Source organism: Seleniivibrio woodruffii (assembly GCF_029267515.1).
GTDB classification, from domain to species: domain Bacteria; phylum Chrysiogenota; class Deferribacteres; order Deferribacterales; family Geovibrionaceae; genus Seleniivibrio; species Seleniivibrio woodruffii_A.
In genome coordinates, this window is sequence record NZ_JAJUIS010000006.1 from 71250 (window position 1) to 87914 (window position 16665).

A 16665-nucleotide genomic window follows, 5' to 3' on the forward strand; every position below is an offset into this window, starting at 1 on the left:
TTAATGAGAGCAGCAGCCATTGATATAGGCTCCAACGCAGTCAGACTCATGATTGCGGACGTTGAGAACGGAAAAATTGTCAATATCGTACATAAAGACAGACATGTTACGAAACTTGCCGAAGTGCTCAGCACGAAGGGCATTTTAAGCGAAGCATCCATTGAACGCACCCTTAACGCACTGAGACGTTTTGCCGAGGCTATGACGCTTCATAAAGCGGAAAGATTCCACGCGGTTGCCACAAGCGCCGTTCGCGAAGCTCGCAATTCCAGTGTCCTCATAGAGGCTGCCGGCAAAATGGGCATCGACATACAGGTTATTGACGGAACGACCGAAGCCGGACTGATCTTCAGCGGCGTCTGTTCCGCTGTGGACACGCAGGACAAAAAAGTCCTGGTATTCGATATCGGCGGCGGTTCCACAGAGTTCATATATGCGGAGCCGGGCAAAGACCAGAAAAAAATAAGCGTCCCCATGGGCGTTGTTAAGCTGGCTGAAAGATACGATTTCGGCGGCGTTCTGGATATGGGACAGATGGACAGAATACGTATCCCCATGTTCAGCGTTTTGCAGGAAGTCGTAAAATATCTTGAGTGCAGCCCCGATATGCTAATTGGTTCCGCTGGCACACCCACGACACTTGCCGCCATTGAGATGCACATGGAAAACTATGACCAGATAAAGGTCAACGGTTTTGAGATAGCAAAACCGCAGATAGAGGATATACTTAAAAAGCTGTGCTCCATGACTGCGGAAAAAAGGCTGCTTGTCCCCGGAATGGAAGCGGGAAGACAGGAGGTTCTTATTCCCGGAATACTCATTACTCTTGAGCTTATGAGTATGCTTGGCATGGAAACACTTACTGTTTCCGATTTCGGACTGAGGGAGGGACTTGTCGTTGCTGTCGCAAACGCTTAATTTCCTGCTGACCCCTTTCGCCATGGGGCTTGTTGGATACGGCACAAACTGGCTAGCCATTAAAATGCTATTCCGTCCGCATAAAGCCTCCGTGCTGTCATTCGGATGGCAGGGAGTGATTCCGAAAAACAGAGCGAAACTGGCGCGTGAGATAGGGTATCTTGTTGGCGACAAGCTGCTCCGCAGAGAGGACATTAAAAACGCATTTCTTAACGGTGCCGTGCAGGAACGCATGGAGAAGGCTGTTGAGCATGAACTCATAGCCTTTCTTGAAAGAGATTACGGAACCCTTTCCGATATAATATCAAAATCAGGCTATCAGCCAGCAACTGTCATTAATGCCGCCGTTTCCGCACTCAATTCCGGCGGATTTCTCGACAGGGTATTTGATGCAGCTGCGGACGATATTGTCCGTACCGTATACGGGCTGAAAATTGGTGAACTGGAAAAATACCACGATAACATAAAGACAGCAGTTGACAGCTTTTTGTCTTCGCAGAAAATACAGGAAGAGACAGGAAGCGCTGTCTCCGCTTATATCAATAATTTTGTTCTTTCTGGCAAATCACTTAACGATATCATTCCTGAAAGCCTTACTAAGAAAATTCCTGCGTTTTCAGGGTTTATTACGGAAAAAATCCTCGATTCTCTGGAAACCGCATTCGACGATCCGGAAGTGCGTGAAAAAACTGCTTTACGTCTGATAGAAATGAAGAACAATCACTTCTCGGACGGCACTATGGATCAGATGAAACTGGGTTTTCTAAATATGTTTCTGAACGAGGATACTATTCGCGACCTTGTAAATAAATATCTTCCGAAACTTATTACCTCTGTAAAAGAGAGTGAGGATGTCAGACGGCGTATTGAAAAGGCTCTTACAGGGTACATTAACGGCATCGCTGAAAAACCGCTTTACAAACATGCTGACAGCATAGGTCTTGAAACCGTTTTCAGCCTGAAAAGCTCACTCGTCAGCGCCATTCAGAGAGCTGTTGCGTCGGAAGACATTGCGGAGAAGATAACAGGAAAACTCGTTCAGTATGTCAGAAGCAATCCGGAAAAGACTCTTGGAGAGATTATAGACTCTGCTGGACTTTCAGAGGTTCTGGAGGGGAATATCCGCACTCTGGCACGCCCCTCGGACCGTAAGCTGGTTTCCGTTATTGGAAGTTTCTGCGACAATATCCGCATTAATAACGTTTACAGGTATATCCCTAAAAAGATATTCGGGCGTGTTAAGTCCGCCCTCATAAACGAGATAAACAAAGTTGTTGAAAAGAATCTGGACAGGATTGTGGAATCGGTTGATCTGCCTAAGATAACAGAGAACCGTATTAATAAGCTCGACCTTTACGAGGTTGAAAATCTGTTATTCTCTTTTATGAGCGACAGTTTTAAATGGATCAATATTCTTGGATTCGTTCTCGGGTTTATATTCGGACTTGTTCAGATGCTTTTTATCTACAGCATATCCTGATTAGCAGGGGCGGGCAGGCTGCGCAGTTCCACAATAAACCTTGCGCCCTGATTCATATTTTCAAAATAGAGTCTGCCCCGCATGTTCTGCTCTATGATTATTTTTGACATATAAAGCCCTACTCCAGTGCCTTTTCCTTCCTCTTTGGTGGAGAAATAGGGCTCAAAAATACGTTCTGATATCTCTTTCGGTATTCCAGCTCCGTTGTCTGTAACGCTTACCGTGGCAAGTCCGTCCCGTTCGCCTACGCTGACCTCTATTACTCCTTTTACTGATGAGTCCTGTTCCATCCTGTCGGTTACAGCGTCCCGCGCGTTCTGCACAAGGTTCAGAAGCACCTGTTTGAACTCGTTAGGGAAGCCTTTGACATAAATTTTTTCAGCAGTGTCCGTTTCGAACGAGTCAAAATCAGTGTACTGTACCCGTCTGCCGTTAAATTCGATTATCAGCTCTATGCCGTTTCTGGTAAGCTGCACACCGAGAAGTGATGTTGAGTTCGCCGTCTCCCTGCAAAGTTCAAAAATGACTTCGTCTTTATCCGGCTTGAAGAAATTTTTAAAGTCGTCTATTGTTTTCGACATGAAATTAATCTGTTTCATAGACTGCTGAACAAGGTCGCGAACGTAAGCCTCGTCCAGTTCACCGTGTTTGTATGAATCTTCGAAATCCTGAACAAAGATGGCTATGGTGTTCAGCGGCTGCCGCCACTGGTGGGCTATGGCACTCATCATCTGCCCCATCGCCGCCATCTTGGACTGCTGCATCATGAGCCTTTCGTTTTGCCGGCGTTTCTGCACTTCCTGCTCAACCTTTTTCTCAAGATACTCCTGTCTGCGGTTGAGAAGTTCGCTTGCCTTTTTTCGTGAAGTGACATCCATAATAACGAGCTGAATAAAGGTTCTGCCGCCTGTTTCCAGCCTGCTGGCGGATATCTCCGCGTTGAAAACGTCGCCCCACGATTTTACAAAATCCAGTTCAAACGACCACTTTTTAGTTTTGTTCATCTTGTTCAGAATCTCTTCTACGCGGGGAACGTGCTCTTTCACGACGAGCATTTCAAGAAACATCTGCAAAAGCTCACCGCGGTCGTATCCGAACTGTGCCACCATCTCACCGTTAACGTCTGTCAGTGCGCCGTCTTCGCTGATTATTGCTATGGGGTTGTATGAAGTGTTGAACAGAGTGCTGTATTTCTCCTCGTTCTCTTTCAGCCGCTCTTCCATGCGTATCCGTTCATCAATTTCCTGCTGAAGCTCGATATTCTTTTTGGTGATTTCGCGTGTTTTCCGGTTAACTTCCGCGCGGAGGATAAGCACAACGGAAATGATGAAAAGCACAGGAAGCAGCAGAATAGCGAATATCAGTTTGGTATTGGTGAAGAAATCGGATTTGTTGGCGAATGCAAGCCATTTCTCATAACTGCGCTGGTAAACGGAACCTTCTGAATGTTTCATAGCCGTAATGTGCTTGTCCAGCGCCCGTATCAGAGCCGGTGTTTCCGGAAGGTTTTTTGCAAGTCCGAAACGCACTTCCACCGGATTTACCAGAATGGCGGTTCTCTGTAGATTGTATTTTTCGCTGTTTGCCATTGTATAGAAACGGTTTGCTAGGCATCCGTCGGCTTTTCCGTCTTTAACAGCCTGCATAGCCTCTTCGTATCCGTCTGTAAATATGTAGCTGATAGTTACGCCGAAGCGTTTGGCTATTTCCTGAATCCCGCTTATGCTCGTGAAGTATATATCGTCTTTGAGCACGGCAAGTGTTTTGTGATCAAGATCCAGAATCGAGTCTGCCGTGATTCCTTTACGCACGGAGATCTGACCCCAGTTGCTCGTTATATTTTCATTGTTGAAGCTCATATCTCTGGTTCGTTCGATGTTAAATCCCATCGGAACGACCATGTTGATTTCGCCTTTTTTTAATTTTTCATATATATTGGGCCATGTGTCGTAGACGTACGTGATGTCCCAGTTTTCTTCCGCCGCTATTTCTCGGAGTATGTCATAGCAAAAACCATCGATTTTTCCGTTTTCATCTTTGAATATGAGAGGGTAGTTTTGATAAATACCGACACGTATATTCTGTGCCAGAGCGGGCATTGCGGCGATGATTAAGATAATCAGAATAGTTAATGTTTTGCGCAAGACAAAACTCCATATTAAATTATATGGGATTTTATCAAATAAAAGTTTATTTCACAAGCAAATCGGCGGCTGGTGGGTATAAATTTTTGTTTTGATTGACAAAAACTGAAGGTTAAAATAGTATATTGTTCGTTTTTCAATGATACGATGCCGGAATGGTGGAACTGGTAGACGCGCTGGACTCAAAATCCGGTGCCAGCAATGGCGTGGGGGTTCGATTCCCCCTTCCGGCATATAAAATAGGGACACAGGTAAAAGCCTGTGTCCCTATTTTATTTACTGGGATATGAGGAATCGAACGGCGGTGAGCGCCGACCATATCCATGTTAATCCATTGGCTTTATGTTTTAAATATTGTCCTGTTATGGTATAACTTTCCGATGGGACACATATTCAGACTCATCCGGCTGTCGGAGGTTTCCGCGTTTCATCTTGCGGCACTTTTTCTGATGGCTGTGATATCATCACTTCTTTCTGTAATTCCCATTCAATTTCTGGGATACTCTCTGGATGTACTCTCCGGCAGGAGCGGCACAGGTATTATCAGTGTGTTTGCCGGAATCACAGGATTTTCAAATAAAGCTGTTTCAGGCATAGTTCTTTTTCTGGTTTTTTCGGTATTTGCCATATTTTTCAGAATATTTTTCTGCTATCTGGCGGAGATATTCTGTGAAACCGTTATAAACAGAGTCAGGATACGTCTGTTTGAAAAATGTATGCGTGTGGATTTTACCCGTCAGATGCAGACGGACAAGGGCGATACGATATATACTCTGGTCAACAGCACGATAGGACTTGAAAATATCTTTTCGAGACCGCTTTATACGATGTTTTCAGATATTTTCGATTTAATATGGATAACTTTTTTTATAATTTATGCAGCTCCGTCCGTTATGCTGATTCTGGTGTGCGTGCTGCCGTTTATATGGCTTTTCAGTCTGCGGACAGCGAAAAAACAGAAGAGGGCGGCGGACGACGTGCAGATGTCTGATTCGCGGCTTACATCGCTTCTGGAGCAATCACTCAGCGGATATGAAACCATAAAGGCTTTCAGGGGCGAGAAGTACGAAAACCGCCTGTTTGCTGAAACCGCCGCCGAGTCGTTCAGACACCGTTTAAGCGCGGCGAAGAGTCTTTCGATGTTCTTTCCTGTGGAAGGCTCCCTGAGGATTCTCGGAGTTTCGGCTGCACTTGTTTACACTGTCTATAAGGTTGTTTCAGGTGCCATGCCGCTCGGTATGGTCTCCATTGTATTTGATTATTCCAATAAATTTTATGCTCCTATACGCAATATCAGCCAGTATTATCAATCTATCCAGAGAGGTCTGGCATCAGCGAAACGGATTGCCGAATATTTAAATATGCCGGAGGAGGATGCGTGCGGAGCGGATGTTGAGACTGATGGCAACAGCATTGTTGCTGAAAACATATCATTATCACTGAACGGTGTCGTCATATTTGAAAATCTGTCGTTCCGTTGTAAACGGGGTGATATTGTGCTTTTAAAAGGGCAGAGCGGCAGCGGGAAGACCTCCCTTTTTCGCGTTCTGCTGGGATTTTACCCGCTGAGCGGCGGCAGACTGAACATATTCGGAAACGACATAAGCAATTATTCCAGAGAGCAGTTAAGGGGAATGGTCGCCTATGCACCTCAGAATACTTTTCTGCATAATGTCAGTCTGTCGGAGAATATCGCATATCCCGATGTTGATGCTGATTGCGGGGAGTTTATCATGAGACTGAATTTGTCTGGACTTGATTTGGACGCTCCGGTTGGCGAGGACGGCAAACGGCTTTCAGGCGGCGAACGAAGCAGGGTAGGCTTTGCCCGTGCGGTTGCCAAAGGTGCGGATATCGTTATTCTGGACGAGGTAACGGCATCTCTTGATTCTGTCAATGCCGCTGTGGTTTATGAAATTATTGATGAACTTAAACGCCGGGGAAAGATAATTTTCTATGTTTCACACGGTGATAGTCCGCTTTCTGCTGACGTAACTGTTTTTATAAAACCCTGAAATGTGCATAATGTTGCGTGTAATTATACGTATGAGGTGCAGGATGTATGGTGTAAAATATGAAATAGACGAGATGATGAGCTCAAGTACGTTTTCGAGGAATATGAACAAGGTCAGCGAACTTCTTGAAAAAATGAACAGAGTTGTTGTTCTGAGAAATAACAGCCCGGAGATGGTTGTGTTGCCGATAGAAGAATATGAACGCATCAAGGCGCTGGCGGATTTGGCTGAGCATCTTGAGATAGCAAAACTTATCGAAACCAGAAAGTCTGAGAAACAGTTTGATCTTGAAGATGTGCTGGCTGGCAAATAATGAGTTATAAGGTACGGCTTTCTGAATCTGCGAAAGACGAATTTTTGAAGCTGGATGGCAGTATTAAAAAACTTGTCGTGCAACAGCTAAAGGCTCTGGAAGAAAATCCCTTTAAAGGTGAGGCATCAGGTAATAAGGCTGGTTTTGACCTTACTGGATTTTATAAACTGTATGACCACAAGAAACAAATCAGGATTGTTTATCAGGTCATTGGTAACGAACTAATTGTTTTTGTTGTTGCAATCGGTAAATGGGATGGTTTGGAAGTTTATAGAGAAGTTTTAAAGAAGTGAGCCTGTAAAAAGGTTAATTATATTTTTCATCTATTAGTTTAATGATTTCTTCACCAAGATCATAAGTTATTTTGAATACACTATAATATTCCTGATAGTATTCAATGAGGTTCCTAATATGCTCACTACTAATAAGTTTGTCATATTGTAATTGTTTTAATACAAGAGTGTCTTGTGATACGTGGAAATAATACGGCTCTGGTTTATTAGTTGATTTGATGTGTTTGATGATTTCTTCAAGCGGAGAAAGGTAGTTACGTTTATCTATAATAGAAATTAGTGCTGATATCTCGCCTTTGAATGAATTGGCAAGTGCTTTATTTTGTGTTTTTTGTGTGACAAACTGAGTTACTAAGCTAGCGCCTACGCCCAACATTGCACCAAATCCGATGTTTATAGTATCTGAGTAATTCATCTTCATCCGCGCAAATATTATGTTTTAGTATTCTAACAGGTAATTTAGAAGGCGACCTCAAAAAAAGAGGTCGCCCTGATTGAAAGTTTACTTTTTGAAAAGGCTGCCGATGTTTTCCAGAGACATGGGGAATACTATCGTATTCGTTTTGTCGTTCGCTATCTGGTTCAGTGTCTGCAGGTAGCGTATCTGGATTGTAAGAGGGTTCTGAGCCATAATCTCGCTGGCTTCGTGCAGTTTCTGCGCGGACTGCATTTCACCGTCGGCGTTGATTATCTTCGCTCTTCTCTCTCTTTCCGCTTCAGCCTGTTTTGCCATGGCGCGCTGCATTTCGGTGGGCAGGTCAACGTGCTTCATCTCAACGGATGAAACTTTCACTCCCCAAGGGTCGGTCTGGCTGTCCAGAACATCCTGAAGGTCATGGTTGATCTTTTCCCTGTTTGAAAGCACTTCGTCAAGCTCAAACTGACCGAGGATGCTCCGCAGCGTGGTCTGGGCAAGCTGGCTGGTGGCATAGTAAAAGTCCTCCACCTCGAGAACCGCTTTGTTCGGCTCCATGACGCGGAAGTAAACAACGGCGTTCACCTTGACGGATACGTTATCTTTTGTAATGACATCCTGCGGGGGAACATCCATAACGAATGTACGCAGGTTCACTTTTACCATTTTTTCAAGAACGGGAATAAGGATTATCAAGCCGGGACCTCTGACGCCTGTATAGCGCCCCAGACGGAAGATAACTCCGCGTTCGTACTCCCGAAGAATCTTAATTGAGTTGATGGCAACCATCACAATAAGCACCAGAAGCACTAAAGGAAGCTGAAACATATTGACCTCCAAGTACAATTTGTTTATTATTCTAAACTCAAAAAGCCATTAAAGGCAAATCATTTTCTTATCAGGTGGAATATGACCGCCAAAAGCATGACCGGATACGGTAAAATAATGACAGGCAACGAACTCTGCGATATCAAAGTGGAGATGAAATCTGTCAACAGCAGATATTTCGACTGCAACGTCAGGATGCCCAGACTCTTCAATTTCATGGAGATAACCCTGAAAAACGTTCTTAAAGATGTTCTGGTGCGGGGTAAGGTGGATGTCAACATCGACCTCAAGCTGAAAAAACAGCAGTATAAGCCTGTGCTGCGTCAGGATGCTGTTGAAAGCTACATGAACGTGCTTACTGAGCTTAAAGAGCGTTTCGGCGTCCACGGCAAAATAAGCCTTGAACACATCCTTAATTTCAACGATATTTTAGAAACCGAAGAGACTGACGATCTTGGACAGAGGCTTTCGGACTTCGTTATTGAGTGTATAAAAACCTGTGCAGCTGAGATGGACGGCATGAGGCTGCTTGAGGGCAGAAACCTTGCCGATGATATCAAAGCCCGTTTAAGTACCATAACTGCGATTGCGGCGGACATAGACATTAACCGCGAGGGTGTCTATGAATACTGGCGTGAGAAGTTTGAAAAACGCATGGCTGATTTCGGCGTTGATGCGGAAGATAAAATAGTGCAGGAAGCTGCCGTCATGGCGGAAAAAGCGGATATTTCCGAAGAGATAACCCGTATCGCATCGCATGTTGAACAGTTCCGGAACATCATCGACACCGAGAAGGAGAGCGGCAAAAAGCTGGATTTCATGTGTCAGGAGCTCAACCGCGAGTTTAACACAATCGGTTCAAAGAGCGGAAAGACCGCTATTATAAATAATGTGGTTCAGGCAAAAAGCGAGATTGAAAAAATCCGCGAACAGGTGCAGAATCTGGTATGAGACAGCATAAAGGAAAACTTTTCGTGGTCAGCGCCCCCAGCGGTGCTGGAAAAACAACACTTTGCAGCTGTCTGCTGGGCAACTTTGAAACGGTGGGTTATTCCGTTTCATATACCACGCGCAAACCAAGACATGACGAAACCGATACTGAAGACTACTACTTCATAAGCACAGAGGAGTTCGAGGCGATGATAGATCGAGGCGAATTTCTCGAATGGGCTAAGGTGCACAACAATTATTACGGCACCAGCCGTACAAAAGTCGAAGAGATACTGGAATCCGGCAGGGACGTCCTGCTGGACATCGACCCCAAAGGTGCAAGACAGCTCAGAAAAACGCTGGACTACGGCATTTATATTTTCATAACGGCGCCCAGTATGAATGATCTCCGAACAAGGCTCATAAACCGCAGAACCGAGAGCGAAGAGATAATGAATATCCGCCTCACAAATGCCCGCGAGGAGATTCAGCATATTCATGAATACGACTATCTGATAGTCAATAAAGAGATTAACAGGGCATACAACGACCTTGAAGCAGTATACATCGCAGAGCATCTTCGTGCGTGCGATGTTGACAGAATAGAAGATGTAATGGATCTGAACTAACGGAGGATAATAAGTTGCCTTTACTTGACATTGAACAAATCATTTCCAAACCGAATCTGAAAAGCCGCTTTAAGCTGGTACACGTTGCCGGACTGCGTGCCCGCGAGCTGAACAGCCCCAAAGAGGACACTATCAGCAGGAAGTCCGACGAATACAGCAAAAACACCACTAATGCTCTCAATGAGATCATTACAGGTAAAATAGATTTCGACCAGCAGGATGTCTAAGAAGATACTTCTCGGAGTAACGGGCGGAATAGCCTGTTACAAATCAGTGCATCTGTGCCGTCTGATGGTGAAAGCGGGTTATGAAGTCAAGGTTATAATGACGCCCGCCGCGTGCAGTTTCGTGACACCGCTGACATTTCAGGCTATCACCGGAAACCGTATTTATATCAATGAGTTCGATGCCGGAGTAGAGCCGGATATAATTGAACATGTCTGGCTTGCCGGCTGGGCAGATGAGTTTATCATCGCCCCCGCCACAGCGAACATCATAGCGAAGATTGCCCACGGAATAGCGGACGATCTCCTCACATCAACAGTGCTCCCATACAAAAAGCCAATTTTCATTGCGCCTTCCATGAATGTGGATATGTACGCAAACCCTGTTACGCAGAAAAACCTTGCTCTGCTTTCTTCCTTTGGGCATGACCTCATAGATCCAAACACGGGTGAGATGGCTTGCCGTACAGAGGGCAAAGGGCGCATGGCGGAACCGGAAGAGATTTTTGACTATGTTTTCTGCAAAGAAAAACCTCTTTCAGGTCTGAAAGTGCTTGTGACAGCAGGCGCCACTGCTGAGGCTATCGACCCCGTTCGGTTTATAACTAACCGTTCCAGCGGGAAGATGGGACTTGCCGTTGTAAGGCAGGCTAAGGCGCTTGGCGCAGAGGTAAGACTTGTTGCCGGACTTACGAGTGTCGGTACCGAAGGTTTTGACACCGTGAAGGTGCAGTCCGCCCTTGAAATGCTTGATGCCGTTCAAAAAGAAATCGCGCAAACCGATATTCTGGTTATGGCTGCAGCCGTGGCGGATTTCCGCGTGGCGGAGTATTCCGAAACCAAGATAAAAAAGACTGACGAGGCGGAAATAACCATTCGTCTGGTTAAAAATCCCGATATTCTTAAAGAGCTTGCTCCATTGAAAAAGAACGGGCAGGTATTTGCCGGATTTGCTGCGGAATCGGACAATCTGGAAGTCAACGCGCGCAAAAAACTGGCTGAAAAAGGGCTGGATATGATAGCGGCGAACGATATTTCCAGAAAAGATATCGGTTTTGAGACGGATGATAATGAGATTATGATTTTTTCCTCTGACAGAGAACCTTTTTCCACTGGAAAAGTCTCAAAAGACACGGCCGCGGAAAAGCTGCTGCTTTTTGCCCGCGAACTCTACGGAAAAAAGAATGGCTCTGTTTGAAAATAATATAATCAAAGATGTATACGGCATATCAGAGATGATTGCCGAAGGGTGCGAAACAGTGAACGATCCTTTCGAAGCTCTCCGTCAGGAGGTCATGACCTGTACGAAATGTCCGCTCCACTCAACCAGAAAAAACGTGGTTTTTGGTGTAGGCAATACTAAGGCGGATCTTATGTTTGTCGGCGAGGGTCCCGGCGCGGACGAGGACGAACAGGGGATTCCGTTTGTCGGCAGAGCAGGGCAACTGCTTACGAAAATGATAGAGGCGATGGGACTTTCCAGAGAGAAAGTATATATCGCCAATATTGTCAAATGCAGACCGCCGGAGAACAGAAACCCCTTCGAAAACGAATCGATGACCTGTATTCCGTACCTTTACCGTCAGATAGAATATATAAAACCTAAATACATAATTTGTCTGGGCAGCGTTGCCGCGCAGAATTTATTGAGAACCAACGTAGGGATCACAAAACTCAGGGGTGAATTTGTTGATCTCAACGGAATCAAAGTGATGCCGACTTATCATCCGGCATATCTTTTAAGAAATCCGAATATGAAAAAACCCTGTTGGGAAGACCTGCAAAAAGTTATGAAAGAAATGGGGTTGAAGTAACTTTTATTTTATACCCTCGGTATTTGTGGTATAAAATGATACAAGGCGCTTGGAGGAAGTTATGAATAATTTTTTGAAACCGACAGTTTTTGTTGCGGGTCTTTTCGTGCTGTCCGCATGTGCAGGCAGCGGACCGAAAGTTGACCCCATGTCCTACCAGATAACACCCGCTGATGCGGAGAGAGTGGACATTCCCAATGTATGCAGACCGTCATACAAAATCGAAACACCCAGAGTTGCGATAGTTGAATTTACAAACAACACAACCTATGGAGAAATGACGGCAACAAACACAAATATTGATACCAAAGGCTCAAGAAAATCGGTCTCTGCCGGAGCTGCAGGGATAGTCGGCGCACCAGGCGCGGTTGGCATTGGTTATGTCGGCGCGAACAAGACAGATTTTCAGTCGAATACTCAGATCGACAGTTTTCAGCGTCAGATATCATCAAAAGTTGGTGAATACGCTCAGGCGGCCGTTGAAAACACTGTGAGCAAGATCGGCGGAACACAGATGTATGACCGCAAAAAACTGGACAAGATAATGTCCGAGCAAAAATTCCAGATGACAATAGGCGATCCCGCAACTGCTGTCAAACTTGGTAAGATGGCAGGCGTGCAATACATCATCACAGGATCTGTTGACAACATCGCAACAAAATATATTGATAAAATAGAAAATAATAACAACACAGGCGGCGGTCTCGGCGCTGCCCTTTCAATAGGCACTGCCCTTGCGAACACTCAGTCGGGATGGAACGTGAACGTTGAAATGACCGTGCAGCTTGTGGATGTTGAGACCGGACAGATACTTCTTTCCGAAAAAGTTTCGGGAAGAGAGGTTGCCGGAGCGGCGAGAAATTTTAACCCTGAAATGGCTCTCACAGCAGCTAAAAAAGCTATGGGAGAGGCCGTTGACGATATCCGTCCTGCTTTTTCATCAAAATTTGCCCAGAAAGGCTATATACAGCAGCTTAGAGGCGGCAAAACAGTTGCTCTGGTCAATATAGGCTCAGACAAGGGGATCACCCCCGGACAGAAACTGGAAGCGTTTGACTTTATAGAGATAGTGGATCCTATGACGAACGTTTCCACATGTAATATGTCCATCATCCCCGTTGAGCTGACTGTTTCGGATCAGGTTCAGCCCGGACAGAGCTGGGTACAGATAGAGGGCAAACCCGAAGTTACTTCGCGGGTGAAGGTTGGAACCATTATCCAGAGGAAAAAGCTCGAAGGACAGAGCATGTTCAAAAAAATGTTCTAAGCTGTTTATCGGGCGGGTTTAATCCCGCCCGTTTGTTATTTGTACCTTGTAAAAAACGTATTTTCTTATAATCTGATAAGAAAATACATTCGGAGAACAGTATGAGAAGATTGATACTCGGTTTAGCTCTTGTGATGTTTGCCGCCACCGCCTTTGCCGCCGCAGTGACGGTTTCCGCTGTTGGCGAGGCGGACATCATAAACGGTGATAAATCCTCCGCAAAACTGCAGGCTACTGCACGAGCCAAATGGGCTGCCATGGAAGAGGCATCGGGCGTGCGCGTCAAGTCTGAAACGATAGTACAGAACGCAGTGCTCGTTGACGAAGCTATCAAAAACGAGGTTTCAGGTGTTGTGCAGAGCTATAAGGTGACAGGAGAAGAGGAGGACGGGCAGATATACCGCGTTATGATAAGCGCAGTTATCGCTCCTGAAAAAGCCAGAGAGGCAATGGGGACGGTTGCAATGAACACCTCCGTTGCGGTTATGATACCTGTTGTGTTCCCCGACAAACATGTTGAGGAGACCAATGTTCTCACGGAAACCGTTATCAACGAACTCACCGCTAACCAGCTTGAGGTTGTGGATATTGCCGATGCCGACGGAACAAAGACCTCCGAACTGGACAAGGCCATGCGTACCAACAACTACATGGCTATGCGAGCCATAGCGTCAAAATATCTTTCCGGCACAATCCTTATCGGCAAGGTTGACACTGTTGCCACCGCCAAAGAGGGCACGGACATAGGTTACGGCGTTTCAATCCCCTTTAACGTCGTTACAGGAAGACTTTCATACAGACTGCTTGTTCAGCAAGGTTCCGGCACAAAGATACTTGCAAGCGATTTTCTCTCTGCAAGGGGTATGGGAGCAACTATAGAGGACGCAACACATCAGATGATGGACAACATGAGCAGCGAGGTCTCCACAAAGCTCGTGAGTACGGTTCTTGAGAAGATAAAAGGCATCAACAACAAGAGCATAAGCGTTCAGCTCGTCGGCAAGAGCACCATTGAAGACCTGATGGATCTGAAACAGATGCTCAGCTATACGGCATGGGTTCTTGAGGTAGATGATAACGGCAAGGACACACTGAAGGTGAAGTACCCTGAAAAAGCGCTGTATCTGGCAACTGCCATCAGCAGCAAACCAAACTATAAAATAGTGCGCCTGAACGACTATCTCATTCAGGTTGAAAAGTTATACTGACAAAAGAGCGGTTAAAAGCCGCTCTTTTTTTTACGCAAATTTCATTGAAGCCTGACCGTTTCTGTGTAAAGATTGATTTAACTAATTGGACAGGAAAATCTTATGCCTTTTCTCAAGCGTCTTCTTAAAAATTACAGATTCATCGTATTGATTCTTTTCATCATTCTCGGCTGTGCAGGGGTTTACCGCAAACCCGTTTTCATAGAAAAATTTTCACTTGGTATAGAAGACCTGAAATTCGCCGTCAGAAGCGGACTCGGTATGTCGCCGAAACCCGATAAACGTCTGGTCATCGTCACAGTGGACGAACCCAGCGTTAATATACTCGGCCGCTGGGTATGGCCTAGGGACGTGATAGCAAAAATGTTCGGGAACCTGAGTCAGGCTTCCATCGTGGGACTCGATATCGTTTTTTCGGAGCATTCCGATGGCAGGAGTGATGAAGTGCTGGCTGATTCCATAGCCAACAGCGGCAATATCATCCTCGGTTTCTTTTTCAGAGGGGAAGCAACTGAGGAAACCACGGAGCAGGCGGTTGACTATCTTGAAAACTGCGCCTATCTGAACTATGACATTCAGGGAAAATCTGTTGGCATCAAAGAGTTCCCGTATGCGGAAGTGAATATCCCGATAGTTGCCGAATCGGGGCTGACATGCGCCTCTTTCAGCACGGAGCCGGACGTTGACGGTCTTTACCGCAACTATCCGCTGGCATACATACACAAAGGATATATTTTCCCGCCTCTGGCTGTTCAGATGATGCGCTACGGGCTGGACAAAGACGTTGACCTTGTTTTGAACGAACAGGGTGTAAAGAGCTTTAAGATAAATGATATTAATATCAGAAACGACTCGTATTTCAGGCTTAATTTCTATGACGACGTGGAATACGTCTCCGCTTACAAAGTGATAAACGGAGAAGTCCCCGCCTCGTTCTTTAAAGATAAGATGGTTATCGTAGGCGTTACCGAGGTTGGCATATACGATATGCGACCTACTCCTATAGATCCTGTAACTCCTGGAGTGTCTCTGCATTACGTTGCTCTGAGCAACCTTCTCAAAAACGAGTTTCTTACCACTTCCGCGCAGTATGACTACGCGTCCGTGGTTATCCTGATGCTGGTGATATTCTCCATAAGCTATCTGCGCAAACAGCATTACAGACTGATGCTGTATTTCGGCTCGCTTCTGCTTACCACGGCGGCATCCTATGCAATGTTCATTTACGGAAACCAGTGGCAGCACGAATTTTATACCATGGCGCCTTCGGTGCTTATGATGATGACGCTGGAATCCTTTGCTTTTTTCACTGTGGAACGCAAGGCGAAAGAGGTTAAAAAGGCTTTCGCATCCTACGTTTCTCCTGAGCTTGTCGAGGAGATACAGAAAGATCCCGACAAACTGAAGCTCGGAGGAGAGGAACGCTTCATCACAATTATGTTCTCTGATATCAGAGGTTTTACGACACTTTCAGAGAAACTTTCGGCAACAGAGCTGACCTCCATGCTGAACAAGATACACGACCCTATGACAAAAGTTGTTCTGCACAACAAGGGGATGCTTGATAAATACATAGGCGACGCAATGATGGCACTGTTTAACACACCTCTTGACCTTCCCGACCATGCGGATATGGCTGTCAAGACTGCTCTGGAACTAATCCGTACTCTCCATGAGATAAACGGGAGGTTCACGGAGGCTGGACTGCCTAATATCGATGTCGGCGTCGGTGTGAACTCCGGTCCTGCCGTATGCGGGAACATGGGTTCAACAGTACGTTTTGAATATACGGCGATAGGGGACAGCGTTAACCTTGCCTCCCGTCTGGAAGGACTCTGCAAGGCTTATAAAACGCGGATAGTTGTGAGCGAGTATACCCTTGCCCACTGCAAACAGCAGTATCTTGCGCGCAAGCTGGACAAGGTGCGCGTTAAAGGTAAAAAGGAACCAGTGGAGATTTATGAGGTGATGGAGAACACGGCTGAAAACAGGGAGCTTGCAGAGAAATTTCACACAGGACTTGATATGTATTTCGCAAGGAACTTTGAAGGCGCTCTGGCTGTCTTTACAGAGCTTGAAACTGCAGGTGATCCCACCTCATCCGTGTTTACGGAAAGGTGCAGGGAATGTATTGAGGATGCGCCGTCTGCGGATTGGGACGGAACCTATACGATGAAAACAAAATAG

The 16665-nt window shown here is 45.7% G+C and carries 16 protein-coding genes and 1 tRNA gene; 14 read left to right on the top strand and 3 right to left on the bottom strand.

Annotation, left to right across the window (positions count from 1 at the left end; genetic code table 11):
* The first annotated feature begins 3 nt into the window (after positions 1–3).
* Together Q7P67_RS07980 and Q7P67_RS07985 are read left to right on the top strand one after the other, a co-directional pair.
* On the top strand, positions 4–918 hold the full coding sequence (locus Q7P67_RS07980) for a Ppx/GppA phosphatase family protein (protein ID WP_303851437.1): 915 nt from the start codon (positions 4–6) through the stop codon (positions 916–918).
* A complete protein-coding gene (locus tag Q7P67_RS07985) occupies positions 899–2398 on the top strand; it encodes a DUF445 family protein (protein ID WP_303851438.1) in 1500 nt (499 codons plus the stop codon). Before Q7P67_RS07980 ends, Q7P67_RS07985 begins: the two co-directional genes overlap by 20 nt.
* On the opposite strand, the gene Q7P67_RS07990 is transcribed toward Q7P67_RS07985, so the two are convergent.
* Positions 2383–4542, bottom strand: a complete 2160-nt coding sequence (locus tag Q7P67_RS07990) for a transporter substrate-binding domain-containing protein (RefSeq protein ID WP_303851439.1) — start codon at positions 4540–4542, stop codon at positions 2383–2385. The genes Q7P67_RS07985 and Q7P67_RS07990 overlap by 16 nt on opposite strands.
* A 149-nt stretch (positions 4543–4691) precedes the next feature.
* Between Q7P67_RS07990 and Q7P67_RS07995 the strand changes: the two genes are divergently transcribed.
* The 4 genes from Q7P67_RS07995 to Q7P67_RS08010 all read left to right on the top strand — a co-directional run bounded on the left by Q7P67_RS07995 (position 4692) and on the right by Q7P67_RS08010 (position 7163).
* Positions 4692–4775: transfer RNA gene (locus Q7P67_RS07995), tRNA-Leu, on the top strand.
* Between the two features lie 147 nt (positions 4776–4922).
* Positions 4923–6557 (top strand): ABC transporter ATP-binding protein, encoded by a 1635-nt coding sequence (locus Q7P67_RS08000; RefSeq protein ID WP_303851440.1) that lies wholly within the window; start codon positions 4923–4925, stop codon positions 6555–6557.
* A gap of 43 nt (positions 6558–6600) precedes the next feature.
* Positions 6601–6870: a type II toxin-antitoxin system Phd/YefM family antitoxin gene (locus Q7P67_RS08005; RefSeq protein WP_303851441.1), complete on the top strand. Its 270-nt coding sequence runs from the start codon at positions 6601–6603 to the stop codon at positions 6868–6870.
* Positions 6870–7163 (top strand): type II toxin-antitoxin system RelE/ParE family toxin, encoded by a 294-nt coding sequence (locus tag Q7P67_RS08010; protein WP_303851442.1) that lies wholly within the window; start codon positions 6870–6872, stop codon positions 7161–7163. The genes Q7P67_RS08005 and Q7P67_RS08010 overlap by 1 nt, the downstream gene beginning before the upstream one ends.
* 13 nt (positions 7164–7176) lie before the next feature.
* Here the strand turns inward: Q7P67_RS08010 and Q7P67_RS08015 are convergent, their stop codons facing one another.
* Together Q7P67_RS08015 and Q7P67_RS08020 are read right to left on the bottom strand one after the other, a co-directional pair.
* Positions 7177–7584, bottom strand: a complete 408-nt coding sequence (locus tag Q7P67_RS08015) for a hypothetical protein (RefSeq protein ID WP_303851443.1) — start codon at positions 7582–7584, stop codon at positions 7177–7179.
* Positions 7585–7665: 81 nt separating this feature from the next.
* A complete protein-coding gene (locus tag Q7P67_RS08020; protein WP_303851444.1) occupies positions 7666–8406 on the bottom strand; it encodes a slipin family protein in 741 nt (246 codons plus the stop codon).
* An 81-nt stretch (positions 8407–8487) separates the two neighbouring features.
* Here Q7P67_RS08020 and Q7P67_RS08025 point away from each other — a divergent pair, with 81 nt between their 5' ends.
* The 8 genes from Q7P67_RS08025 to Q7P67_RS08060 all read left to right on the top strand — a co-directional run bounded on the left by Q7P67_RS08025 (position 8488) and on the right by Q7P67_RS08060 (position 16665).
* Positions 8488–9357 carry a YicC/YloC family endoribonuclease gene (locus Q7P67_RS08025; protein WP_303851445.1) on the top strand — a complete coding sequence of 290 codons (870 nt, stop codon included), beginning with the start codon at positions 8488–8490 and terminating at the stop codon, positions 9355–9357.
* Positions 9354–9965 (top strand): guanylate kinase, encoded by a 612-nt coding sequence (gene gmk / locus Q7P67_RS08030; RefSeq protein ID WP_303851446.1) that lies wholly within the window; start codon positions 9354–9356, stop codon positions 9963–9965. The genes Q7P67_RS08025 and gmk overlap by 4 nt, the downstream gene beginning before the upstream one ends.
* A gap of 14 nt (positions 9966–9979) precedes the next feature.
* Positions 9980–10192, top strand: a complete 213-nt coding sequence (gene rpoZ, locus Q7P67_RS08035) for a DNA-directed RNA polymerase subunit omega (RefSeq protein WP_303851447.1) — start codon at positions 9980–9982, stop codon at positions 10190–10192.
* A complete protein-coding gene (coaBC, locus tag Q7P67_RS08040) occupies positions 10185–11387 on the top strand; it encodes a bifunctional phosphopantothenoylcysteine decarboxylase/phosphopantothenate--cysteine ligase CoaBC (protein ID WP_303851448.1) in 1203 nt (400 codons plus the stop codon). Before rpoZ ends, coaBC begins: the two co-directional genes overlap by 8 nt.
* Complete coding sequence (locus tag Q7P67_RS08045; protein ID WP_303851449.1) at positions 11374–12003, top strand: uracil-DNA glycosylase family protein; 630 nt, start codon at positions 11374–11376, stop codon at positions 12001–12003. The genes coaBC and Q7P67_RS08045 overlap by 14 nt, the downstream gene beginning before the upstream one ends.
* 61 nt (positions 12004–12064) lie before the next feature.
* A complete protein-coding gene (locus tag Q7P67_RS08050) occupies positions 12065–13270 on the top strand; it encodes a CsgG/HfaB family protein (protein ID WP_303851450.1) in 1206 nt (401 codons plus the stop codon).
* Between the two features lie 101 nt (positions 13271–13371).
* On the top strand, positions 13372–14478 hold the full coding sequence (locus tag Q7P67_RS08055; RefSeq protein WP_303851451.1) for a flagellar assembly protein T N-terminal domain-containing protein: 1107 nt from the start codon (positions 13372–13374) through the stop codon (positions 14476–14478).
* Between the two features lie 102 nt (positions 14479–14580).
* On the top strand, positions 14581–16665 hold the full coding sequence (locus Q7P67_RS08060) for a CHASE2 domain-containing protein (RefSeq protein WP_303851452.1): 2085 nt from the start codon (positions 14581–14583) through the stop codon (positions 16663–16665).